Source organism: Stenotrophomonas sp. TWI1183 (assembly GCF_039673115.1).
GTDB classification, from domain to species: domain Bacteria; phylum Pseudomonadota; class Gammaproteobacteria; order Xanthomonadales; family Xanthomonadaceae; genus Stenotrophomonas; species Stenotrophomonas maltophilia_AA.
The window spans coordinates 26511-47720 of the sequence record NZ_JBDJKZ010000016.1 but is presented as its reverse complement, the minus strand read 5'-3'; the positions used below and the strand labels follow the sequence as shown (position 1 = coordinate 47720).

21 protein-coding genes, 6 tRNA genes and 1 other RNA gene are annotated in these 21210 nt (G+C 66.4%); 7 read left to right on the top strand and 21 right to left on the bottom strand.

Going from position 1 to position 21210, the window contains the following annotated elements; all coding sequences use genetic code 11:
* Positions 1-26 precede the first annotated feature (26 nt).
* From ABE434_RS14315 to dnaX, 4 genes are all read right to left on the bottom strand, one after another.
* Positions 27-386 carry a histidine triad nucleotide-binding protein gene (locus tag ABE434_RS14315; RefSeq protein WP_019185337.1) on the bottom strand — a complete coding sequence of 120 codons (360 nt, stop codon included), beginning with the start codon at positions 384-386 and terminating at the stop codon, positions 27-29.
* A gap of 81 nt (positions 387-467) precedes the next feature.
* The gene (recR, locus tag ABE434_RS14310) at positions 468-1067 is read right to left on the bottom strand and encodes a recombination mediator RecR (RefSeq protein ID WP_346479289.1); all 600 of its coding nucleotides are present in this window, start codon (positions 1065-1067) and stop codon (positions 468-470) included.
* A 99-nt stretch (positions 1068-1166) separates the two neighbouring features.
* Positions 1167-1487 carry a YbaB/EbfC family nucleoid-associated protein gene (locus ABE434_RS14305; protein WP_179460902.1) on the bottom strand — a complete coding sequence of 107 codons (321 nt, stop codon included), beginning with the start codon at positions 1485-1487 and terminating at the stop codon, positions 1167-1169.
* 6 nt (positions 1488-1493) lie between these two features.
* On the bottom strand, positions 1494-3488 hold the full coding sequence (dnaX, locus tag ABE434_RS14300; RefSeq protein WP_346479288.1) for a DNA polymerase III subunit gamma/tau: 1995 nt from the start codon (positions 3486-3488) through the stop codon (positions 1494-1496).
* Between the two features lie 136 nt (positions 3489-3624).
* Here dnaX and ABE434_RS14295 point away from each other — a divergent pair.
* A tRNA-Ser gene (locus tag ABE434_RS14295) sits at positions 3625-3717 on the top strand.
* A 286-nt stretch (positions 3718-4003) separates the two neighbouring features.
* The gene (locus ABE434_RS14290; RefSeq protein ID WP_346479287.1) at positions 4004-4456 is read left to right on the top strand and encodes a GNAT family N-acetyltransferase; all 453 of its coding nucleotides are present in this window, start codon (positions 4004-4006) and stop codon (positions 4454-4456) included.
* Between the two features lie 89 nt (positions 4457-4545).
* Here the strand turns inward: ABE434_RS14290 and ABE434_RS14285 are convergent, their stop codons facing one another.
* Positions 4546-4863, bottom strand: coding sequence for a multidrug efflux SMR transporter (locus ABE434_RS14285; protein WP_123728503.1), 318 nt, complete (start codon positions 4861-4863; stop codon positions 4546-4548).
* Between the two features lie 279 nt (positions 4864-5142).
* Here ABE434_RS14285 and ffs point away from each other — a divergent pair.
* Positions 5143-5239: signal recognition particle sRNA small type (ffs, locus tag ABE434_RS14280), an RNA gene on the top strand.
* 45 nt (positions 5240-5284) lie between these two features.
* On the opposite strand, the gene ABE434_RS14275 is transcribed toward ffs, so the two are convergent.
* Genes ABE434_RS14275 through ABE434_RS14265 form a run of 3 tightly spaced genes read right to left on the bottom strand, consistent with a single transcriptional unit; the run spans position 5285 to position 7172 of the window.
* Positions 5285-5653: a nuclear transport factor 2 family protein gene (locus ABE434_RS14275; RefSeq protein ID WP_346479286.1), complete on the bottom strand. Its 369-nt coding sequence runs from the start codon at positions 5651-5653 to the stop codon at positions 5285-5287.
* 2 nt (positions 5654-5655) lie between these two features.
* Positions 5656-6423 (bottom strand): MBL fold metallo-hydrolase, encoded by a 768-nt coding sequence (locus ABE434_RS14270; protein ID WP_346479285.1) that lies wholly within the window; start codon positions 6421-6423, stop codon positions 5656-5658.
* Positions 6423-7172 carry a 3-deoxy-D-manno-octulosonic acid kinase gene (locus ABE434_RS14265; protein WP_176990962.1) on the bottom strand — a complete coding sequence of 250 codons (750 nt, stop codon included), beginning with the start codon at positions 7170-7172 and terminating at the stop codon, positions 6423-6425. Before ABE434_RS14265 ends, ABE434_RS14270 begins: the two co-directional genes overlap by 1 nt.
* Positions 7173-7193: 21 nt before the next feature.
* Here ABE434_RS14265 and ABE434_RS14260 point away from each other — a divergent pair, with 21 nt between their 5' ends.
* A complete protein-coding gene (locus ABE434_RS14260) occupies positions 7194-8249 on the top strand; it encodes a glycosyltransferase family 9 protein (RefSeq protein WP_346479284.1) in 1056 nt (351 codons plus the stop codon).
* Here the strand turns inward: ABE434_RS14260 and ABE434_RS14255 are convergent.
* Positions 8228-8635: a DUF6165 family protein gene (locus ABE434_RS14255; RefSeq protein ID WP_179460893.1), complete on the bottom strand. Its 408-nt coding sequence runs from the start codon at positions 8633-8635 to the stop codon at positions 8228-8230. The two genes, ABE434_RS14260 and ABE434_RS14255, sit on opposite strands and share 22 nt — an antisense overlap.
* 368 nt (positions 8636-9003) lie before the next feature.
* A tRNA-Ser gene (locus tag ABE434_RS14250) sits at positions 9004-9094 on the bottom strand.
* Positions 9095-9261: 167 nt separating this feature from the next.
* Here ABE434_RS14250 and ABE434_RS14245 point away from each other — a divergent pair.
* Complete coding sequence (locus ABE434_RS14245; RefSeq protein ID WP_176990741.1) at positions 9262-9966, top strand: protein phosphatase 2C domain-containing protein; 705 nt, start codon at positions 9262-9264, stop codon at positions 9964-9966.
* A gap of 48 nt (positions 9967-10014) precedes the next feature.
* Here the strand turns inward: ABE434_RS14245 and dnaQ are convergent, their stop codons facing one another.
* The 3 genes from dnaQ to ABE434_RS14230 are packed head-to-tail and all read right to left on the bottom strand — an operon-like array spanning position 10015 to position 11859.
* Positions 10015-10746 (bottom strand): DNA polymerase III subunit epsilon, encoded by a 732-nt coding sequence (gene dnaQ / locus ABE434_RS14240; protein WP_176990740.1) that lies wholly within the window; start codon positions 10744-10746, stop codon positions 10015-10017.
* A 4-nt stretch (positions 10747-10750) separates the two neighbouring features.
* A complete protein-coding gene (gene rnhA, locus ABE434_RS14235) occupies positions 10751-11203 on the bottom strand; it encodes a ribonuclease HI (protein WP_121042991.1) in 453 nt (150 codons plus the stop codon).
* A gap of 11 nt (positions 11204-11214) precedes the next feature.
* Positions 11215-11859: a methyltransferase domain-containing protein gene (locus ABE434_RS14230; protein ID WP_346479283.1), complete on the bottom strand. Its 645-nt coding sequence runs from the start codon at positions 11857-11859 to the stop codon at positions 11215-11217.
* Positions 11860-11870: 11 nt separating this feature from the next.
* On the opposite strand from ABE434_RS14230, the gene gloB reads away from it, so the two are divergent.
* Together gloB and ABE434_RS14220 are read left to right on the top strand one after the other, a co-directional pair.
* Positions 11871-12638, top strand: a complete 768-nt coding sequence (gloB, locus tag ABE434_RS14225) for a hydroxyacylglutathione hydrolase (protein ID WP_346479282.1) — start codon at positions 11871-11873, stop codon at positions 12636-12638.
* Positions 12635-13849, top strand: coding sequence for a transglycosylase SLT domain-containing protein (locus ABE434_RS14220; RefSeq protein WP_346479281.1), 1215 nt, complete (start codon positions 12635-12637; stop codon positions 13847-13849). Before gloB ends, ABE434_RS14220 begins: the two co-directional genes overlap by 4 nt.
* A 166-nt stretch (positions 13850-14015) precedes the next feature.
* On the opposite strand, the gene ABE434_RS14215 is transcribed toward ABE434_RS14220, so the two are convergent.
* The 8 genes from ABE434_RS14215 to clpX form a co-directional block, all read right to left on the bottom strand.
* Positions 14016-15989 (bottom strand): peptidyl-prolyl cis-trans isomerase, encoded by a 1974-nt coding sequence (locus ABE434_RS14215; protein ID WP_346479280.1) that lies wholly within the window; start codon positions 15987-15989, stop codon positions 14016-14018.
* Positions 15990-16203: 214 nt separating this feature from the next.
* A tRNA-Asp gene (locus ABE434_RS14210) sits at positions 16204-16280 on the bottom strand.
* A gap of 90 nt (positions 16281-16370) precedes the next feature.
* A tRNA-Asp gene (locus ABE434_RS14205) sits at positions 16371-16447 on the bottom strand.
* 83 nt (positions 16448-16530) lie between these two features.
* A tRNA-Asp gene (locus ABE434_RS14200) sits at positions 16531-16607 on the bottom strand.
* A 29-nt stretch (positions 16608-16636) separates the two neighbouring features.
* Positions 16637-16711 (bottom strand) — tRNA-Val (locus tag ABE434_RS14195).
* Between the two features lie 11 nt (positions 16712-16722).
* Positions 16723-16995, bottom strand: coding sequence for an HU family DNA-binding protein (locus tag ABE434_RS14190; protein ID WP_019185801.1), 273 nt, complete (start codon positions 16993-16995; stop codon positions 16723-16725).
* Positions 16996-17202: 207 nt separating this feature from the next.
* Positions 17203-19677, bottom strand: a complete 2475-nt coding sequence (lon, locus tag ABE434_RS14185; RefSeq protein WP_346479279.1) for an endopeptidase La — start codon at positions 19675-19677, stop codon at positions 17203-17205.
* A gap of 142 nt (positions 19678-19819) precedes the next feature.
* Positions 19820-21109: an ATP-dependent Clp protease ATP-binding subunit ClpX gene (gene clpX / locus ABE434_RS14180; RefSeq protein WP_019185803.1), complete on the bottom strand. Its 1290-nt coding sequence runs from the start codon at positions 21107-21109 to the stop codon at positions 19820-19822.
* Between the last annotated feature and the right edge of the window lie 101 nt (positions 21110-21210).

Genomic DNA, 21210 nt, shown 5'->3' with positions numbered 1-21210 from the left:
GGCGTTTTTGTTTGCGCCTGGCCGGCTCAGCCGTTCGGCGTACCGAAGTGACCCAACTGCGCGCCGGCCAGCAGGTGCAGGTGGATATGGAACACGGTCTGCCCGGCATGCTCGCGGCAGTTCATGACGATGCGGTAGCCGTCCTGTGCGAAACCTTCGCGGCGCGCGTACTCGGCGGCGGCCATGGCCAGCTTGCCGATCAGGTGCGCCTGGTCCGGCCGCACATCATCCAGGGTCGGGATCGCCTCGTGCTTCGGAATGAACAACACGTGCACCGGCGCCTGCGGCGCGATGTCCTTGAAGCCGAGCACCTCCTCGTCTTCGTAGACGATGGTGGCCGGAATTTCGCGGCGGATGATCTTGCCGAACAGGGTGTCGTGGCTCATGAGGGCACCTCGTGGAACAGGGCCTTGGAGAGTAGCGCGGATGCGCGTCCGGTTTCGATCATTGCCGCGCGCTGCGCGGCGTCACTCCTGGACTTCGGTCCGCGTGCCGAACGCGTGCGACAGCGTGCCGCGATCCACGTATTCCAGCTCGCCGCCCAGCGGCAGGCCCTGCGCCAGGCGGCTCGGCCGCACCTTGTAGCCGCGCGCCATCTGCGCGAGGTAATGCGCGGTGGCTTCGCCTTCCACGGTGGCGCTCGTGGCGATGATCAACTCGTTGACCTCGCCCTGCTTCAGGCGCGCCTCCAGCTGATCCAGGCCCAGTTCGCGCGGGCCGATGCCGTCCAGCGGCGACAGCCGCCCCTGCAGCACGAAGTACACCCCGCGATAGCCGGTGGCCGTTTCGATAGCCAGGCGATCGGCTGGCGATTCCACCGCACACAGCTGCTGGCGCTCGCGGCTGCCGTTGGCGCAGACCGCACAGATGTCGGTCTCGCTGAAATCCCGGCACTGTTCGCAATGCCCGATCCGTTCGATCGCCTTGGCCAACACCTCGGCCAGCTTCTGGCCGCCCTCGCGCTCGCGTTCGAGCACGTGGTACGCCATGCGCTGGGCGGTCTTCTGGCCCACGCCCGGCAACACGCGGAAGGCCTCGATCAATTGTTCGAGCAGGGGCAGGCTCATGGCGGATCGCTCATCTCAGAAACAAGCGCGCGAAGCCCGAAGGCTTCGCGGCGCGGTCACCACGGTCGCGCCAGGCGGGCACCCGGCGCAGGCGGTGGGTCAGAACGGCAGCTTCATGCCCGGGGGCAGCTGCATGCCGGCGGTCGCCGAACCCATGCGGTTCTTCGACTCGGCATCGATCTTGTTGGAAGCATCGTTGAACGCCGCCGCCACCAGGTCTTCGGTCATTTCCGCATCGGCCAGCACCGACGGATCGATCCGCACCTTGCGGCATTCTTTGGTGCCGGTCAGGGTCACGCTGACCATGCCGCCGCCGGCACTGCCGGTCACTTCCAGCTTGGCGAGGTCTTCCTGGGCCTTCTGCAGGTTTTCCTGCATCTTCTGGGCCTGCTGCATCAGTTGGGCGATATTGCCGCGCATGGGTCTTTACTCTTCAAAAGGACGAATGGAATCGGCGACGACCCGGGCACCGTGTTGCTGGACCAGCAACTGCACCGACGGATCGGCCATGAAAGCGGCTTCCGCCGCCGTTTGGCGTTCGCCACGCTGGCGGTCAGCGCGCTGATGCAGGGTCTCGGCACCGGCCGCGCCGGTATCGATCACCAGGCGCGGGGCCTGCCCCAAGGGGCCGGTCAACGCCGCGATCAGCGCCGCCTGCGAGCGGTCCGAACTCAAGTACTCAAATCCGGGCGAAATCGCCAGTTTCAAGACGCCGTACTGGTAGCTGATGAACGCCGAGTGCGCGGCCAGCTGCTTGGACGGTCCATTGAGCTGGCTGCCGGCCACCAGTTCCAGCCACGCATCGGCGGTCAGGTCGCCCTGTGCCTCCGAGGGCGCGGTCTCCGGCGCCGAGGGTGCGATGGCGATGCCCTCCGGGCGGGCCACCGGGGCGGGGGCTTCCCGTACAGGCGCGGGAGCAGCAGGTGCCACGGTCCGCTCGGGCGGCGCTTCCCACGGGGCGACCATGGCCGCATCCGGGGTGGCCATTTCCGCGGCCAGCGCTTCGTCGCGATCAGCCGCGTCGCTTTCACGGTGCCACGGCGGCAGGTCGTCGTCGGCCGAGGGGGCCGAGACGGCAGGCTTGGCCGGTTTCACCGGTTCGGCGGCTGCCGGCGCCGGGGCAGGCTTCCTGGGTGCCGGCGCCATGGGCGCCTCGGGCGCCGCGGCAACGACGGGGGCCACCGCGGCCGCCTGAGCGACGGGGGCACTGGCCCTGGTCGACGCTGCGGCCGGAGCGGCGCTCGCTGACGCAGCGGCCATGCCGGTGCCCTGGCCGCTGGCCTGGCCACCACTGTTCACTTCGGTGCCGGTGCCCGGATCGCGGGGCACCGGCGGTACGGCGGCGGCCGGACGGAACGCCAGCATGCGCAGCACGGCCATCTCGAACCCGGCACGCGGGCTCGGGGCCAGGTGCAGGTCACGGCGACCGCCCAGGGCCATCTGATACCAGAGCTGGACCACTTCCGGGCGCAGGCGCTGGGCGAAGGCCTCGGCATCGATCCCCTCGCCCGCCGTCGCGGCGCCCGGCACCAGCTGCTGCACCTGGATCCGGTGCAGGGCTTCGGCCAGGGCGTCGAGCACCCCGCTCCAGTCCGGCGAGAACTCGGCCAGCAGGGCCACGGTCTGCAGCAGGCGCGGGCCATCACCATCGGCCAGCGCATCCAGCATCGCCGCGACCTGGGTGCGGTCGACCGTGCCCAGCATCGCGCGCACCACATCCTCGCGCAGCGCGCCGCCGGCATAGGCAATCGCCTGGTCCAGCAGCGACAGGCCGTCACGCAGGCTGCCATCGGCCGCCTTGGCCAGCTGCACGATCGCGGTCGGGTCGGACTCGATCTCCTCGGCGGCCAGGATCTTCGTCATCTGGCCCTGGATCTGGTCCTCGTCCAACCGCTTCAGGTTGAACTGCAGGCAGCGCGAAAGCACCGTCACCGGCAGCTTCTGCGGGTCGGTGGTGGCCAGCAGGAACTTCACATGCTCCGGCGGCTCTTCCAGCGTCTTCAGCAGCGCATTGAACGCCGCCTTGGACAGCATGTGCACTTCGTCGATCAGGTAGACCTTGTACTTGCCGCGGGAGGGCATGTACTGGGCGTTCTCGATCACCTCGCGGACATCGTCCACACCGGTATTGGACGCGGCATCGATCTCGAGCAGATCGATGTAGCGGCCGGAGTCGATATCCAGGCAGGCCGGACACTGACCGCACGGATCGGCGCTGGTGCCCTGCTCGCAGTTCAGCGACTTGGCGAAAATACGGGCAATGGTGGTCTTGCCGACCCCGCGGGTGCCGGTAAACAGGAACGCATGGTGCACCCGGCCGCTGTCCAGCGCATTGCTGAGCGCACGGACCACGTGTTCCTGGCCCACCAGCTCGGCAAAACGCTTCGGACGCCACTTGCGGGCAAGGACGAGATAGGACATCAGGCCACCGTCTTCATCGGGACGACCATTGTGCCACGCCTGTCCAGCCCCCCTGCCCTCTGTGACGAACCGCTTGTGCGATTCCAATTCCCCCGCTAGAATCTGCGCCCCTGCAGCGGGTTATCGCAGCAGGTCCGGAGAGGTGTCCGAGCGGTTGAAGGAGCACGCCTGGAAAGTGTGTAAGCGTCTAAACCGCGCTTCGGGGGTTCGAATCCCCCTCTCTCCGCCAGACAAACGTAAAAGGCCGCCCTTCGGGGCGGCCTTTTGCGTTTCTCACGTTCGTCATTCATCCGGCTCCGGTAGCAGCGCGCGAAACCATGGAGAGGGGGATGAGAACCCCCGACCGGGGGTTCGACGGATTCGCCGGGAGCGAATCCGGACAGCCGAACGGCTGGCCCTGGAGCGCGTCAGCGCGGAAGGGCTGGGTGCATGGATGCACCCAGCAATCCCAATGAAGTGGCCAGCCTGCATCCGAAGCCGACCACCCCAACGCGGAGCATGCCAAAGTCGTCCCCATGCCCACCCTCCGCCCCTACACCCCAACAGACGCCCCCGCCTGCCTCGCACTGTTCGACTCCAACGTGCCGCGTTACTTCGCCCCACACGAACGCCAGGACTTCGCCACCTACCTGCTCCACCCGGAGCGCACCCACGATTACCTCGTGATCGACCACAACGGCCAGCTCGTCGCCTGCGGTGGCCTCGCCCTCGACAACGAACACACCGCCGCCTTCTGCTGGGGCATGGTCGACCGCACCCGGCATCGCCAAGGCCTCGGCACGCAGCTCTCCCACGCACGCTTGGCCCACGCAGAAACGCTCGGCGCCCAGCGGGTAACGCTCAGCACCAGCCAGCACACGCAGGACTTCTACGCCGGCCTCGGCTTCGTCGTCACCCACATTACTCCCGATGGGCATGGCCCCGGGCTGGATGCGGTGGAGATGGTGCTCGAACTGGCGCCGCACTGAGCGGCGCCAGCGATTCGATCGGGTCAGCCGTGCGCCAGCCACGCATGGCGTGGCTCTACCCTTGAAGCCGCAGCCTGCGCTTCAACGCCTCAACTGCTCGACAGCTTCATCAACACCAGCCCGCTCACGATCAACACCGCCGCGGCAATCCGCATCGCGCTGACCTGCTCGCCGAGGAAGGTAATGCCGATCACGAACGCGCCGACCGCGCCGATGCCGGTCCAGATCGTGTACGCAGTGCCGAGCGGCAACGTGCGCATCGCCAGCGACAGCAGCCAGAAGCTGGCGATCATGGTAACGAGGGTGATGATCGAGGGGGTGAGCTTGCTGAACCCCTCGGACTGCTTCATCGAGAACGCCCAGACGATTTCCAGTACACCAGCTGCCAACAGATAGATCCAGGCCATGCGGCCCTCCTTGATGGGGGCCAGGCCGTCCTGGTCAGTGGGTCCCGAAATGGGGGAGGCCGTTCCTCCTGTGCCGCGTATTTTAGCAACCCGCCCGCGCAGTGGCCGCTGCCTGCGGCAACGGGCTACACGGGATTCAGGCTGGGCAGTCTGGCACTGCGTGCCGCGCATGCGCTAGAATACGCGACTGCACTGCCGGACCAGTTCCTGCGCTGCAGCTTCCGCCTGCGGTTGGCTGATCCTTGATCGCCCGGCAGCCGGAACGTCTCTATGGTGGCCCCGTCGGCCCCTCGCGACGCTAGGTCGAAAATCCCGCCAGGGCCGGAAGGCAGCAACGGTATCGATCGACGCGGGCGCCGAGGTCAGCCGGCGGGGCCGCCACCTTTTTGGCCCCCCCTGTTCTCCTTCGCGATGCTGCCGGTCAAGGCGCCGCGGGCGTGCCCTGGTGGAACACCATCCGCCACGCCTCGCCACGCAGCCGCCACAGCGAACTGCGCAGCACCTCGCGCTGGCGCTCGCCCTCGATCACATACCAGCTGCGGTAGCGCACCTGTGCCAAGGTCGGGGCCAGCAGGACGACGGCGTAATCGCTGGACACAATCTCCACCTGCGCGCGCTCACGCGGAATCTCGGCCAGCGCGGCAGCACGGTCGAAACAGGTGCCCGAGCTGCCGATCTCGCGGAAGTCGTCATCCAACAGCGCCGCCAGCTGCCCGACATCACCGCGAACCGCTGGCGCATGCAACGCGCGTTCGAGCGCCTGCAGATGGGCGGCCAGCGCGTCATCCATGCTCAGGGAGGATCCTGCGCCAGCACGTGCATGGCGGTTGGAGTCGCCAGCGCCACACGTTCACCGGGCAGCGCCACGCGGTGGCCACGCTGGCGCAATGCCTCGCCGTCGGCCTCGCTGGCGTAGTGATAGAGCATCATCCGCGCCTGCAGCTCGGCCGTGTACTCACGCTCCAGGTCATCCACGCCGGTGTGCGACGGGTTGCCGTGCAGGCCGCAGTCGTGCGCGATCAGCTCGTTGTCGTCGGCGTAGCGCGCCAGCATTTCCGGAATCGGACGGGTATCCCCGCTCCAGGTGACCGCCCCCTTCAGGCGCAGGCCATAGGCGGTTTCCGGCCAGTGATGGCGCACCGGGAACACCTCCAGGCGCACGCCGTCATGCCAGAACGCGTCGCCGACGACGATCAGCTGGAAGGCATCCCAGAAATTCGCACCGCCCTCGGCCAGCACGTTCGGGTAATCGGCCACGCGCTTGTGCAGCAACGGCACCACGCTCGCCGGCACGTAGACGCGGATGCGCCCACGGCGCTGCGGCGAGAAGTACGCATCCACGAACAGGCGCTCGAAACCGGCGACATGGTCCAGGTGCACATGGGTGACGAACACGGCCTGCGGCACATGGCCGTAGTGCGCCTGGAAGGCGGTCAGCCCTTCCCCGCCGCAGTCGATGGTGAGCCACGGGCGGCCATCGCGCTCGATCACCGCCATCGGTGAACCCAGCTGCACGGCCGACGCATTGCCGACCCCCATGAAACGCAATGCCCAGTCCATCAGTAACCCCGGTTCCAGGCCAGATCGTAGGCGCGGCGCAGCCGTGCGTAGTCCTTCTCGACGTCGTCATGGCTGCGCTCACCACGCAGTTTGATCAGCGAACGCAGCAGCCGCTTGAGATTGCGCTCGCGCCAGCGGGTGGCGGGGATGCGCAGCACGCCACGATCGAAATCGATCAACCAGCCGTGGCCGTTGGCATCGAACAGAATGTTGTGGGCGTTGAGATCGGCATGATCCAGCCCCACGCGATGAAAGCGCGCGATCAGCCGGCCGGTCTCTTCCCAGGGGGCCCCGCGCCCGGCGACCAGCGCGCGGTCGGCCAGCGAGCGCACGCCCTCCAGCCGCTCCATCAGGATCGCCGCTTTGTAGCGCAGACCTTCGCGCATGTAGAACGCGGCGATCGGTCGGGGCACCGGCAGCTTCTGCGCGTGCAGGGCACGCATCAGCCGGAATTCGGCAAAACTGCGGGTGCGGTTGGCGCCGCGCCAGATGTAGTGGTCCCGGCTCAGCTTGGCCGCCAGGCCGCCGCGCAGGTACTGGCGCAGCACGGCGTGGCCGAAGGGCGCATCGACGAACCAGGCGCCGCCCCGGCCGCCATCACCGACCGGCCGCGCCCGCTCGCCCCAGTGCGCCGGCGAGAACAGGCTCATCTCGGCTTGCCGCAGGGCTTCGCGGTCGAACAGAATGGCACCGATACCGCGTCCATCGCGGCAGGGCGTCAGCGCTTCAGTGGCGTCGAATGCGACCATTCCTTCGAGTCTAACAACACCATGGCACCAACGTCCTCTTCCTTGTGTCTTTTGCGTTTGTCCGCGCTGGGGGACGTGACCCATGTGGTGCCGCTGGTGCGCACGCTGCAGCAGGCCGATCCCGGGGTGTCGCTGCACTGGATCATCGACAAGGCCGGCCACAAGCTGCTCGACGGGCTGCCTGGCGTGACCTTCCACAGCTACGACAAGAAGACCGGCCTGCCGGGCATGCGGGCCCTGCGCGACAGCCTTCCCGCCGGGCGTTTCGATGCGCTGCTGCAGATGCAGGTCGCCTTCCGCGCCAACGTGCTCTCGGCCTTCGTACCCGCCAAACGCCGCATCGGCTACGACAGATCGCGCTCCAAGGACCTTCACGGGCTTTTCATCAATGAGCGCATTCCCGACCGCCCGGGCATCCACGTGCTCGACGCGATCGGCAGCTTCTGCGAGCCGCTGGGCCTGAAACAGACCGAGGTCAGCTGGGATCTGGCCGTGCCGCCGGCGGCGTTCGAGTGGGCCAACGCCCAGTGGGCCGACGACGGCCGCCCGGTGCTGATGATCTCGCCCTGCTCCAGCCACGTACGCCGCAACTGGTATGCCGACCGCTATGCGGCCGTGGCCAACCACGCCACCTCACGCGGCTGGCGCGTAGTGCTGTGCGGCGGGCGCAGCGACCTCGAACGCGGCATGGCCGATGCCATCCAGGCACAGCTCACCACGCCGGCGCTGGATCTGGTCGGCAAGGACACGCTCAAGCAATTGCCCGCCCTGTTGGCGCGCGCCGCGCTGGTGATGACGCCCGATTCGGGCCCGATGCATATCGCCAACGCGATGGGCACCAAGGTGCTCGGCCTGCATGCGGCCAGCAACCCGCACCGCAGCGGCCCCTACTCCGACCGCCGCTACTGCGTGGACCGCTACGACGATGCCGCGCGCCGATTCCTGGGCAAGCCGGCCAGCGAACTGAAGTGGGGCGCGAAGGTCGAGTTCGACGACGTGATGCAGCTGATCACGGTCGAGGACGGCATTGCCGCCTTCGAGCGGTATGTCGCCGATTACACGCCGCGCGGCGCGTAATCCTTGTACGACTTCTCTTCCACGTAGAGCGAGCCCAGCGCCAGGTTGATGTCCTTCTTGATGCGGGCGCGCTCATCGTTCTGCTGGTAGACGCTGCGGGCCAGTTCGACGAAGTGGTCGTCGAAGGCCTGCGCCTTGTCCTGCAGGCGGATGTTGTCTTCGATGTCCCACAGGCGCTCGTTGACGGCCTTGAGCTCGGCACGCAGGCGCGCGATGTCCTTGACCCCGGCCGGGTGCGCCATCCAGGTCTTTTCCAGCGCGCTCAGCTCGGTGCGGATGTTGGCCAGCTTGGCCTCGTCGCTGATGCGCTCGGACTTGATCTGCAGGATCGAGATCTTGTCGAGCAGTTCACCGAAGGACACGGGGACGAGGATTTCAGCGGTCATGGTGGGGATCCGTTACGTGAGGTGGGCAGTTTAGCGGAGCGCATGTTGGACGGGTGTGGGGCGGGGGTGTTGCCCTCCGGCAGAGCCACGCCATGCGTGGCTGCGCAGTGGTCGGCGGAAGGCAGCCACGCTGGGCGTGGCTCTACCGTGATGGCGTCGTGTGGCCTGCGGGGTGGCCGCTTCATTGCCGGGATTGCTGGGCCCATCCATGGGCCCAGCCCTTCCGCGCTGCGCGCTCCAGGGCCAGACGTTCGTCTGTCCGGATCTGCTCCTGCAGATCCGTCGAACCCCCGTCGGGGGTTCTCATCCGCCCATCAGGCAGATAAAAAGAAAAGGGCTGCCCGATGGGCAGCCCTTTTCTTTTTATCTGGCGGAGAGGGGGGGATTCGAACCCCCGAGGCGCTATAAACGCCTGCCTGATTTCGAGTCAGGTACATTCAACCGCTCTGCCACCTCTCCAGATGGTCCCGGCGAACCGGGACGCGAATGATACGGGCAGGAGGCGCTGGCGACAAGTCATTGCGGGCAAAGAAGTGAATTTCTTCTGTATGGATGCCTTGCCGGATGTCCGGCGGGCCGCGATCATGCCGTTATCCCTCGCAATCCTCACCGGCCCGCGCCTTCCCATGATCGAATTCGGACACCTGACCCACCCCGGCCTGCGCCGTGACCTCAATGAGGATACGTATTACGGCGATGGCGAACTGGCGCTGTGGCTGGTCGCCGATGGCATGGGCGGGCACGCCTGTGGTGAGGTGGCCAGTGCGCTGGCGCGCGAGACCATCGTGCGCGAGATCCGCCGCGGCGCGACGCTGGCGCATGCGATCCGGATCGCCGATGAGGAGATCATCCGCACCTCGCGCCGCCGCAACGACAGCCTGCCGATGGGGACCACCGTGGTGGCGGCCCGGGTACAGGGCAATCGGTACGAGGTGGCGTGGGTCGGTGACAGCCGCGCGTATCTGTGGCGCGACGGCACGCTGGCCCAGCTCAGCCAGGATCACAGCGTGGTCCAGGAACTGGTCGCACAGGGCAATCTGACCGCCGAGCAGGCCCGCGCGCATCCGCACCGCAATGTGGTGACCCAGGCGCTCGGCGTGACCGATCCGGCGCACCTGAATGTGGCGACCACCACCGGTGAGCTGCGCCCGGGCATGCAGCTGCTGCTGTGCAGCGACGGGCTGACCGAAGAGGTCGAGGACAAGGGCATCGCCCGCACCCTCGCCTTCGACGATGCCAGTGCACAGGAATGCGTGGATACCCTGGTCGCCGCCGCGCTGGATGGCGGCGGCTCGGACAACATCACGGTGATTCTGGTGCGGTGCCACTGATACAACCGTCCCGACCAACGGTCGGGACCTACCGCCGGGGTTGTTGCGTCAGGCGCTGACCGCTTCTACCGCTTCGGGTTCACCATCCCAGATCGCGCGGCCGGCCTTTTTGCGCAGCTTGGCCAGACGCGCTTCGTGCGCTTCCAGCTCCGAGGCCGTGGCGACCACGCGCGGGCGTGGCAGCAGACGCGAGGTGTCGAAGGTCTGCGCGTGGGCGCTGCCGGGCTTGTGGTCGTCGGCCGAGCCGAAGCCGATTTCTTCCTGGCCCGAGGTCAGCGCGATGTACACATCGCCCAGGATCTGGGCATCGAGCAGGCCGCCGTGCAGCTGGCGGTGCGCGTTGTCCACGCCCAGGCGCCGGCACAGCGCGTCCAGCGAGTTGCGCTGGCCGGGGAAGCGCTCGCGCGCCATCTTCAACGTATCGATCACCGTGCAGCGGTCGGTGATCTTGCCGTAGTGGTCGCCGAGCAGCGACAGCTCGTTGTCCAGGAAGCCCAGATCGAACGCCGCGTTGTGGATGATCAGCTCGGCGCCGTCGATGTAGGCGAGGAAGTCATCGACGACCTGGGCGAAGTCCGGCTTGTCGGCCAGGAACTCCAGGGTCAGGCCGGTGACTTCCTGCGCGCCCTGTTCGAACTCGCAGTCCGGCTTGAGGTACTGGTGGTAATTGTTGCCACTGGGGCGGCGCTCGAGCAGTTCCACACAGCCGATTTCGACGATGCGATTGCCCTTCCGCCATTCCAGGCCGGTGGTTTCGGTATCAAGGATGATCTGACGCATGGGCTCAGTGTACCGGGCCGGCGGCGCGGATCCGGATCGCGGCGTCGCGCGCCAGCTGGTCCACGCGCTCGTTGTCCGGGTCGCCGGAGTGGCCCTTCACCCAGCGCCAGTCGATGGTGTGCTTCAGCGTGGCCGCGTGCAGGCGCTCCCACAGCTCCCGGTTCTTGACCGGCGAGCCGCCGGCGGTCTTCCAGTTCTTGCGGATCCAACCGGGCATCCACTCGGTCAGGCCCTGGCGCACGTACTGCGAATCGGTGAACAGCACGATGTTGCACGGCTCGGTGAGCGCTTCCAGCCCCGAGATGGCCGCCATCAGTTCCATGCGGTTGTTGGTGGTATGCGCTTCACCACCGCTCAGCTCGCGTTCGTGCGCGTTGTAGCGCAGCAACGCCGCCCAGCCGCCGGGGCCGGGATTGCCGAGGCAGGAACCGTCGGTGTGGATTTCTATCGTCTTCATTCCATTCCAGATCAGGTGGCCACGGTCCCGTGCCAGCGTGGCACGGCCACGGGCGTCGGTCCCGGCAGGGCCAGAGTGCGTTTTTCAGCGGTGAACAGACAGGCGGCCCGCAACGGGGCGAGGTCGCGCCGGGCCGGCGAGCGGTCGCGCCACATCGGGCCGAGGTACTGCAGGTCCTCGCAGCTCAGGCCGGCCTGCGTGAGGGTGTGGCGCAGCCGCTGCGGGCTGCGCACGACCAGCCCGTGATGGCGCCACTGGCGGCGGTACGGGCTGAACGGGTTGAGGGTGGACAGCCACAGGCGGCCGCCCGGCATCAGCACGCGGGCGCAGTCGGCGATCAGCTGCTCGGCATCGCGCGCGGTGACGTGCTGCAGGACGATCGCATTGACGCTCTCGTCCGGCAGCGGCAGCGGCAGGCCGCAGTGCACATCTCCGGCGTAGGCCGCCCCGTCCCGGAACAGGCGCAGGCCGCGGCCGGGCAGGTCGACACGCTCCAGCCAGCCGGGCGTCGGTGCCACCCACAGCCAGGGGTTCACCGGGCGCTCGGCAAGCAGGCTGCGCAACCGCTCGGATTCCAGACGGCACAAGGCTTGTGCCGGTTCAGTATCAAACCAGGATGCGACTGTCGCTTGACGGGGGCTCGGCACGAGGGGCATGGTCCAATTCTATGCGACTGACCGCCCTACCCGCGTTTGCGGACAATTACATCTGGGCGCTGGTCGCCGACAACGGCCGCGCCATCGTCATCGACCCCGGCCAGGCCGACCCCGTTCTGGCCGCCGCAGCGCAGCAGGGATGGGTTCCCCACAGCATTCTGTTGACCCACCACCACGACGACCACATCGGCGGCGTGGCCGAGCTGCAGGCCCGTTTTCCCGCGGTGGAGGTGTACGCACCGGTGGAACCGCGCATCGCGATCCCTGCCCACCGGGTGGCTGAAGGTGAATGCGTTCAGGCATTGGGGCTGGGGTTCCACGTAGTATCCGTGCCCGGGCACACCCGGAGCCATATCGCGTTTCACACCGCTGAACACCTTTTCAGTGGCGATGCGTTGTTCAGCCTGGGCTGTGGGCGCATGTTCGAAGGTACGCCTCCCCAGCTTCTGGCATCCCTGCGGAAGCTGGCGTCCCTGCCAGCGCAACTGATGGTCTGTTGCGCCCACGAGTACACCCTGTCCAATGCCGTCTTCGCGCGGCATGTAGACCCCACCAACGCTGCGCTGTCGCAGCGCCATGAGGAGGCCTTGGCCATGCGCCGCGATGACCTGCCCACGCTGCCGGTTTCACTGGCAAGCGAGCTGGAATGCAACCCGTTCCTGCGTACGAACACCCCCGCCATCCAGGCGGCCGTCAGCGCCCATCTCGGGCGTCCCGTTACCGATGAAGTCGATGTTGTCGCAGGCCTGCGACACTGGAAAGACGGATTTCGAACATGAGTCGGCGATTGTTGCCGCTCGCGCTTGGCCTGGCGATCGCCGTGGCCGGCAGCGCGGGCGCCCAGTCGTTGACCGCCGGCATGTCGCAGAACGTGGCCGGCCTGTCCTCCCTTCCCCTGACCGCTGCGGCCCTGCCGCCGGCCTCGGTGCGCAACGGGCAGGACATCTTCGCCAGCTTCCGCGCTGGCCTGGCCGAACCCACCTGCGACGCCGAGGCGACCAGCCCGCGTTGGCAGAAGCAGTTCGCGCATGCCCCCTCGCGGTTGGCCAACCAGGACGATGACGCCCTGGTGCTGTTCGGCTACGTGGTCGAAGAGCTGCGCAAATCCGACCTGCCGACCGAATTCGCGCTGATTCCCTTCGTGGAAAGCGGCTACCGGCCCAACGCCCGCAATGGCGGCGGCCCGGCCGGTCTGTGGCAGTTCATCGCCACCACCGCCAAGAACCACCGCGTGCAGATGACCCCGGGCTATGACGGCCGGTTGTCGGCGGTGGATTCGACCCAGGCCGCGGTGCGCTACCTGAAGACCCTGCACGGCATGTTCGGCGGCGACTGGCGCTTGGCCACGATGGCCTACAACGCCGGCGAGTACCGGGTGCTGCAGTCGCTGCGCAAGGCCGGCATGAATGCGCAGAACGCGCGTCCGGCCGAACTGCCGGGGCTCTCGCCGGTGACCTATGCCTACGTCGAGAAGCTGCATGCGCTGGCCTGCGTGCTGGAAGACGCGGAAACCGAGCCGGCGGTGATGGCCTCGCTGGACCGCACCGTGCCGGTGCTGAAGGGTCATACCCTGCCGGCCGGCACCAGCGTCCAGCAGTGGGCCCAGCAGCGCGACCTGGATCCGGCACGGATCGCCCGCCTCAATCCGGCCCTGGCCAGTGGCAAGGGCCGTCCGGCCGGCCAGGTGACGGTTCTGGCCCCTATCGCGCACGCGCCGGTGGATGCCAGCGCCAGCGTGGCCGCCATCGCGGTGGCGCCGAGCGCGCCGACGGACACCACGGCCGCGCGTACCGCGCCCGGTCCGGTGGCCACCCGCGCCGTGGCGAGCGCGGATCGCCCGCGCAGCCGCCGCCACACCGTGCGGGATGGCGAGTCGGCCTGGGCGATCGCCCGCCGCTACGGGATGCCGCTGAAGGCCCTGCTGTCGCTCAATGGGCTCAGCGGCAGCAGCGTGCTGAAGCCGGGTGCGGTGCTGCGCGTCGAAGACTGACCCCGCGGTCCGCATTGCAGGTGACGACAATGCCCGGTTCTGCCGGGCATTGTCGTTTCCGGGCGTTGTCCGCCGGTTCCGGCGGGGCCCGGATGGCGGACGAGGCACGCACAACAAAAAGCCCGGCAGTGCCGGGCTGTTTGTTGTCCTGCAGAAGCCGACCCCGTTAGAGGTTGGCTTCTTCGGTCTGCACCTTGAAGTGCTTGCGCATCGCGTCGACGTAGGCCTTGGCGGCGGCCATGCCGTCGATCTGGCTCAGCTGTTCCTTGAGCTGCTGCTGCTGGGCGGCGTCCACTTCGGCGACGTTGCCCGGGCTGACCTTGGTGACCGCATAGATCACGTAGCGGCCCTGCACGGCGACCTTGCCGTAGCTGGGCTTGCCTTCGGCCGGCAGCGGCGCGCTGAACACGGCGCGGTTGATCTCCGGGGTCGGCACCGGCTGGGTGCGCGGCAGGCCCGGCAGCGGGCTGATCTGCAGCTTCTCGCTGGCGGCCAGCGCCTGCAGGGTCTGACCGGCCTTCAGCTTGGCCAGCACGGCGTCCACGGCCTTCTCGGACGCCTGGCGGGTGCGGTCGGCATGGATCGCAGCGATGACCTGCTCACGGGCCTTGGCCAGCGGCAGCGCCTGCTCCGGGCTGTGTTCGGTCACGCGGATCATCACGGAGTGGTTCGGGCCCAGCTCGATCGGGTCGCTCACCGTGCCGTCCTGGGTCAGGACGTCGGAGAACGCCGCGCGCAGCACGGCCGGGTTGGCGGCGATGCCACTGGCGGTGGTGCGGGTGAACGGGCCGAGGGTCTGCACCGGCAGGCTCATGTCCTTGGCCGGACCTTCCAGCGAGGTCGGGTTCTTGTAGACCAGGTCGACCAGGCGACCGCTCAGCTCGGTGAACACGCGATCTGCATCGGCCTTGGCCTGCTCGGCCGCCAGCTGGTCACGCACGTCTTCGAACGAACGGCCTTCACCGCCCTTGGTCTCGCGCAGCTTGAGCACGTGGAAACCGAAGTCGGTCTTGACCGGACCGGTGATCTCGCCCGCCTTCATGGCGAACAGCGCGTCTTCGAACGGCTTCACCATCGCGCCGCGCTCGACCCAGCCCAGGTCACCGCCGGTGTCCTTGGAACCCGGATCTTCGGAGTTGGCTTTGGCGAGTGCAGCGAAATCGGCACCCGGTGCCTTGGCTTCGGCGGCGATGCGCGTGGCCTTCTCTTCGGCTGCCTTGAGCTTGGCCGGATCGCTGCCGTCGACGGCGATCAGGATGTGCGAGGCCAGACGCTGTTCCGGCGTGGCAAAGCGCGCCTTCTCGTCCGCATAGCGCTTGCGCAGCGTGGCTTCGTCGGCCGCGGCGGCAGCCGGCAGGTTCGCGCCGTTGATCTCGACGTATTCCAGCGACACGGTTTCCGGCTGGCGGAAATCCTTGGTGTGGCCGTCATACCACTGCTTGATCTGCGCGTCGGTCACTTCGGCGGTATCGGCCGGGATTTCCGGCAGCGCGGCCAGCTCGACGTCGCGGGTTTCACCCAGCAGCTTCATCAGGCGCTCGGCTTCGCTCTGGGTGGTGAACCCGGAACGCTGCAGGGCCGACGGAATGATCGACTGCTGGATGCTCTCGCGCACCAGCGCTTCGAACTGCGTCGGCGTGCGCGGCGGATTGCCGCTGGCCAGCGCGATGCGGTAGTTGTCCTGGTTGAACGTGCCGTTCGCATCCAGGAAGGCCGGGATCGAGGCGATGTACTCGCGCACGGCACCATCGCCGATCACGATGCCGGACTGCTCGCCGGCCAGGCGCACGACCTGCTCGTCGATCATCTGGTCCAGCACGGCCAGCTTGCTTTCCGTGCTTTCGAACTGGCGCGGATCGAAGTCCTCGCCCTGTTCCTGGCGTGCCTGCTGGCGCGCCTGCTCGAAGCGCACGCGGAAATCATTGGAGCTGATCTCATGGTGCTGCCACAGGAACGAGACCGGCCACCACGACGGGGCGGACTTCCACCAGGTCGGCGGTGCGGCAACTTTGGCCACGTTCTGCGAGCCGACGCCACCGAGGTAGCTGGAGTCGATCACGAACAGGAACGGAATCATCAGCAGCCCCAGGATCACGGTAACGATCCAGCCCGAGGTCTTGTCGCGAAGTTTCTGCAGCATGGGAAAAATCAAGGCCTGATTGGCGAGCCCGGCAGTGTAACCCGCTTCGCGGCAGGCTCCAAAAGTCCGCGCGCCGCGCCCCGGCGCACGATCCGCCCGGTGCCACGCCAGCGGATCGGCGGCTGGCGGACGACCGGCAGTGCGAAGTTGATCGACCTGCTGGATCGGAGGCAAAAAAAAAGCCCTTGGCTTTCACCAAGGGCTCTTCAAAGATTGGCGGAGCGGACGGGACTTGAACCCGCGACCTCCGGCGTGACAGGCCAGCATTCTAACCAGCTGAACTACCGCTCCGCACTTGAAACTTTGCAGGCGCTCATTCTATCCGAAGATATTCAGATTGCCCACCCCGAAATACTGCTTTTTTCGAGGTTTTTGTAAAACTGGCGGAGCGGACGGGACTTGAACCCGCGACCTCCGGCGTGACAGGCCAGCATTCTAACCAGCTGAACTACCGCTCCGCACTAAACCGCTTTTGTTTCCGCCGCGACCTGCGTCGCTGGAGAAAACAAGGCCCCCGATCGCTCAGGGGCCCTATTGAAACTGGCGGAGCGGACGGGACTTGAACCCGCGACCTCCGGCGTGACAGGCCAGCATTCTAACCAGCTGAACTACCGCTCCACATTTCAAAACTTTTTACTGGCAGTGCCTGGTGGGTGCTGAGGGTTTCGAACCCCCGACCCTCTCCGTGTAAAGGAGACGCTCTACCGCTGAGCTAAGCACCCCAGCAAGCCGCTTAGTTTACGGCATCCTTCAGGGCTTTGCCAGCCTTGAACGACGGATTCTTCGACGCAGCGATCTTGATGGTGTCGCCGGTCTTCGGGTTGCGGCCGGTACGGGCAGCGCGGTCGCGGACCTGGAACGTGCCGAAGCCCACCAGCGTCACCGCATCACCGCCCTTCAGGGCCTTGGTGACGGAAGCGATGACGGCATCAACGGCGCGGCTGGACTCGGCCTTGGTCAGGTCGGCGGCTTCAGCAACGGCGTCGATCAATTCGGTCTTGTTCATTCTCTACAGCTCCTTTGGCGGGGATTCCGCGGATTCAACATTGAGACACCCGACGACGATACGCCGCCGGATGCCAGTGAAGTTCTCTGTTCGCCGAATTCAGATTTACGCTGACTCGCGAGTGGTGCTTTTATACCAGTGCCCCCCTACCCGCGCAAGCTGAAAAGCCAATAACGACGCGGGTTTCGGGCAGTTGGACAGCGCGCGTCAATGCTTGACGCGCGTGGTGGAAGCTGTCTTGGACTTGCCGCGTACCGTGACACGTTGCCCATCTTTCTTGGGCTTCGGCGCGGTCAGCGGCGTCTCCAGCGCCAGGTCGAGCACTTCCTCGATCCACTTCACCGGCACGATCTTCAGATCACGGGTGACATTGGCGGGGATATCGGCCAGATCCTTGCGGTTCTCCTCGGGGATGATGACCGTGGTGATCCCGCCACGCAGCGCCGCCAGCAGCTTCTCCTTGAGGCCGCCGATGGCCGTGACGCGGCCCCGCAGGGTGATCTCGCCGGTCATCGCGACTTCGGCCCGGATCGGCACCTTGGTCAGCGTGGAGACCAGCGAGGTCACCATCGCGATGCCCGCGCTGGGACCGTCCTTCGGGGTGGCGCCATCGGGCACGTGGACGTGCACGTCGTGCTTCTGCAGGAACTCGTTGTCGATGCCCAGCCGCTCGGCACGCGAACGCACCACCGACAGGGCCGCCGAGGCGGACTCCTTCATCACGTTGCCGAGCTGGCCGGTCAGGATCAGCTGGCCCTTGCCCGGCACCAGCGTGGATTCGATCTGCAGCAGGTCGCCGCCGACTTCGGTCCAGGCCAGGCCGGTGACCAGGCCCACTTCGTTCTGTTCTTCCGCACGGCCGAAATCGACACGGCGCACACCCAGGTACTTGTCCAGGTTCTTGCCGTTGACCACCACCAGCGCCTTCTTCTTCGCGCTGGCCTTCTTGCCGGCCTTGGGCGGCTTCGCAGCCTTGGCCGGCGCAACCGGACCGGCGAGCGCGATCTCCTTGACCACCTTGCGGCAGATCTTGGCGACTTCGCGCTCGAGGTTGCGCACGCCCGACTCGCGCGTGTAATAGCGCACGATGTCCTGGATGGCGTCTGCCTCGATCTCCAGCTCTTCCGGCTTCAGGCCGTTGGCCTTGATCTGCTTGGGCACCAGGTAGCGCATGGCGATGTTGAGCTTCTCATCCTCGGTGTAGCCGGGGATGCGGATCACTTCCATGCGGTCCAGCAGCGGGCCGGGGATGTTGAGCGAGTTGGAGGTCGCCACGAACATCACTTCGGACAGGTCCAGGTCCACTTCCAGGTAGTGATCGTTGAACGCGTTGTTCTGCTCGGGGTCGAGCACTTCCAGCAGCGCCGAGGACGGATCGCCACGGAAGTCCATCGACATCTTGTCGATCTCATCGAGCACGAACAGCGGGTTCTTGCTGCCGACCTTGTTGAGGTTCTGCACGATGCGGCCCGGCATCGAGCCGACGTAGGTACGACGGTGCCCGCGGATCTCGGCCTCGTCGCGCACGCCACCCAGGCTCATGCGCACGAACTTGCGGTTGGTCGCCTTGGCGATGGACTGGCCGAGCGAGGTCTTGCCCACGCCGGGCGGGCCGACCAGGCACAGGATCGGGCCCTTCATCTGCTTCACGCGCGACTGCACCGCCAGGTATTCCAGGATGCGGTCCTTGACCTTGTCCAGGCCGAAATGATCGGCGTCCAGCGTGTCCTGCGCGGCCTTGAGATCCTTGCGGACCTTGCTGCGCTTCTTCCACGGCACGCCCAGCAGCCAATCCAGGTAATTGCGCACGACCGCGGCTTCGGCGGACATCGGCGACATCTGCTTGAGCTTGTTGAGCTCGGCCTTGGCCTTGGTCTCCACCGGCTTGGGCATGCCCGCCTCGGCGATCTTGCGGGCCAGCTCGTCCATCTCGCCCGGCGCATCGTCCAGGTCACCCAGTTCTTTCTGGATGGCCTTCATCTGCTCGTTGAGGTAGTACTCGCGCTGGCTCTTTTCCATCTGCGACTTCACGCGGCCGCGGATGCGCTTTTCCATCTGCTGGACGTCGATCTCGCCATCGACCAGGCCGACCAGCATTTCCAGGCGGTCGCCGATCTGCAGCGTTTCCAGCAGCCGCTGCTTGTCGGCCAGGCGCACGCTGATGTGCGCGGCGATGGTGTCGGCCAGGCGCGCGGGCTCGTCGATGCCGGCCAGGGTCTGCAGCAGCTCAGGCGGCAGCTTGCGGTTGGTTTTGACGTACTGCTCGAACAGCGACATCAGCGAACGGGCGATCGCCTCGATCTCGCGCGGCTCGCGCGACTCGTCCGATTCGATTTCCATGCCCACGCCGTGCAGCGAGCCATCGCGCTCGGTCACTTCGGTGACGTTGACGCGCGACAGGCCTTCGACCAGCACCTTGATCGTGCCATCGGGCAGCTTCAGCAGCTGCAGCACCTGGGCGAGCGTACCGACCTGGTACAGATCGGCGGCGGACGGATCATCCGTCTCGGCGGACTTCTGCGCGAGCAGCAGGATGCGCTTGTCCGCCTCCATCGCCTGCTCCAGCGCATGCATGGACTTGTCACGGCCGACGAACAGCGGAATGACCATGTGCGGGAACACCACCACGTCACGCAGCGGCAGTACCGGCAGGTCGAGAGTCTCAGTTGGGGAACGGGCCATGTGGGCTCCAGTGGAACAGTGGGGATGGCCTCCGGGCGCCTCGCCCGGATACAAAAAAAGCCGATGGCCTCGTTATGGGGCCATCGGCTTCTAGATGCAAGCTGTTCTGAAAAAATTCTTTCAATTCAATTACTTGAACTGATTATTCAGCACCAGCCGCCTTCTGTTCAGGCGCCGGTGGCGTCTGGTAGATCAGGTACGGTTCGGACTTGTGTTCGATCACCGATTCGTCCACTACCACCTTGCTGACGTTCTCTGCCGAGGGCAGGTCATACATGGTGTCCAGCAGGACCGATTCGACGATCGTACGCAGGCCACGGGCACCGGTCTTGCGCTTGAGCGCCTTGCGGGCGATGGCGGCCAGGGCGTCCGGACGGAACTCCAGCTCGACGTGCTCCATCTCGAACAGCTTCTTGAACTGCTTGGTGATGGCGTTCTTCGGCTCGGTCAGGATCCGCACCAGGGCGGCCTCGTCCAGCTCTTCCAGGGTCGCCACGACCGGCAGGCGGCCGACGAACTCCGGGATGAGGCCGAACTTGATCAGATCTTCCGGCTCGACTTCCGCCAGGATCTTGCCCACTTCCTGCTTGCGCTCGGAACTCTTCACCTTGGCACCGAACCCGATGCCGCCCGAATCGTTGGAGCGCTGCTGGATCACCTTGTCCAGGCCGGCAAACGCGCCGCCACAGATGAACAGGATGTTCTTGGTGTCCACCTGCAGGAATTCCTGCTGCGGGTGCTTGCGACCGCCCTGCGGCGGCACGCTGGCCACGGTGCCTTCGATCAGCTTCAGCAGGGCCTGCTGGACGCCTTCGCCGGACACATCGCGGGTGATCGACGGGTTCTCGCTCTTGCGCGAGATCTTGTCGATTTCATCGATGTAGACGATGCCCTGCTGTGCCTTCTCGACGTCGTAGTCGCACTTCTGCAGCAGCTTCTGGATGATGTTCTCCACGTCCTCGCCCACGTAACCGGCTTCGGTCAGCGTGGTGGCGTCGGCCATGGTGAACGGCACGTTGAGCAGGCGGGCCAGGGTCTCGGCCAGCAGCGTCTTGCCCGAACCGGTCGGACCGACCAGCAGGATGTTCGACTTCGCCAGTTCGACTTCGTCGTTCTTCTGACGGCTCTCGATGCGCTTGTAGTGGTTGTATACGGCCACGGCCAGGGTCCGCTTGGCGCGGTTCTGCCCGATCACGTACTGGTCCAGGACCTCGAGGATCTCGCGCGGCTTGGGCAGCGAACTGCGGGCCGACTGCGCCTTCTCCTCCAGCTCCTCACGGATGATGTCGTTGCACAGCTCGACGCATTCATCGCAGATGAATACGCTCGGACCCGCAATCAGCTTGCGCACCTCATGCTGGCTCTTTCCGCAGAAGGAGCAGTAGAGGATCTTGCCGGTGTCCGTGGAACGACCTTGGCGGTCTTCGCTCATGCTTCGCTTACCCAGTTACCCCACCCGACTGAACGGGGGTTCGATTCGAGAATAGCACAGGGTCAGGAGGACGCCAGTCCTGCCCGACCCGGTGGAAACAA

Coding starts and splice junctions, on each gene's coding strand:
- ABE434_RS14215 (WP_346479280.1), bottom strand. CDS start 15,989: ATGCTGCAGAAACTTCGCGACAAGACCTCGGGCTGGATCGTTACCGTG.
- ABE434_RS14270 (WP_346479285.1), bottom strand. CDS start 6,423: ATGGACTGGGCATTGCGTTTCATGGGGGTCGGCAATGCGTCGGCCGTG.
- ABE434_RS14275 (WP_346479286.1), bottom strand. CDS start 5,653: ATGGATGACGCGCTGGCCGCCCATCTGCAGGCGCTCGAACGCGCGTTG.
- ABE434_RS14245 (WP_176990741.1), top strand. CDS start 9,262: ATGATCGAATTCGGACACCTGACCCACCCCGGCCTGCGCCGTGACCTC.
- ABE434_RS14315 (WP_019185337.1), bottom strand. CDS start 386: ATGAGCCACGACACCCTGTTCGGCAAGATCATCCGCCGCGAAATTCCG.
- ABE434_RS14285 (WP_123728503.1), bottom strand. CDS start 4,863: ATGGCCTGGATCTATCTGTTGGCAGCTGGTGTACTGGAAATCGTCTGG.
- ABE434_RS14230 (WP_346479283.1), bottom strand. CDS start 11,859: ATGCCCCTCGTGCCGAGCCCCCGTCAAGCGACAGTCGCATCCTGGTTT.
- lon (WP_346479279.1), bottom strand. CDS start 19,677: ATGGCCCGTTCCCCAACTGAGACTCTCGACCTGCCGGTACTGCCGCTG.
- ABE434_RS14255 (WP_179460893.1), bottom strand. CDS start 8,635: ATGACCGCTGAAATCCTCGTCCCCGTGTCCTTCGGTGAACTGCTCGAC.
- ABE434_RS14220 (WP_346479281.1), top strand. CDS start 12,635: ATGAGTCGGCGATTGTTGCCGCTCGCGCTTGGCCTGGCGATCGCCGTG.
- gloB (WP_346479282.1), top strand. CDS start 11,871: ATGCGACTGACCGCCCTACCCGCGTTTGCGGACAATTACATCTGGGCG.
- ABE434_RS14290 (WP_346479287.1), top strand. CDS start 4,004: ATGCCCACCCTCCGCCCCTACACCCCAACAGACGCCCCCGCCTGCCTC.
- ABE434_RS14265 (WP_176990962.1), bottom strand. CDS start 7,172: ATGGTCGCATTCGACGCCACTGAAGCGCTGACGCCCTGCCGCGATGGA.
- recR (WP_346479289.1), bottom strand. CDS start 1,067: ATGAGCCTGCCCCTGCTCGAACAATTGATCGAGGCCTTCCGCGTGTTG.
- dnaQ (WP_176990740.1), bottom strand. CDS start 10,746: ATGCGTCAGATCATCCTTGATACCGAAACCACCGGCCTGGAATGGCGG.
- ABE434_RS14190 (WP_019185801.1), bottom strand. CDS start 16,995: ATGAACAAGACCGAATTGATCGACGCCGTTGCTGAAGCCGCCGACCTG.
- ABE434_RS14260 (WP_346479284.1), top strand. CDS start 7,194: ATGGCACCAACGTCCTCTTCCTTGTGTCTTTTGCGTTTGTCCGCGCTG.
- ABE434_RS14305 (WP_179460902.1), bottom strand. CDS start 1,487: ATGCGCGGCAATATCGCCCAACTGATGCAGCAGGCCCAGAAGATGCAG.
- dnaX (WP_346479288.1), bottom strand. CDS start 3,488: ATGTCCTATCTCGTCCTTGCCCGCAAGTGGCGTCCGAAGCGTTTTGCC.
- rnhA (WP_121042991.1), bottom strand. CDS start 11,203: ATGAAGACGATAGAAATCCACACCGACGGTTCCTGCCTCGGCAATCCC.
- clpX (WP_019185803.1), bottom strand. CDS start 21,109: ATGAGCGAAGACCGCCAAGGTCGTTCCACGGACACCGGCAAGATCCTC.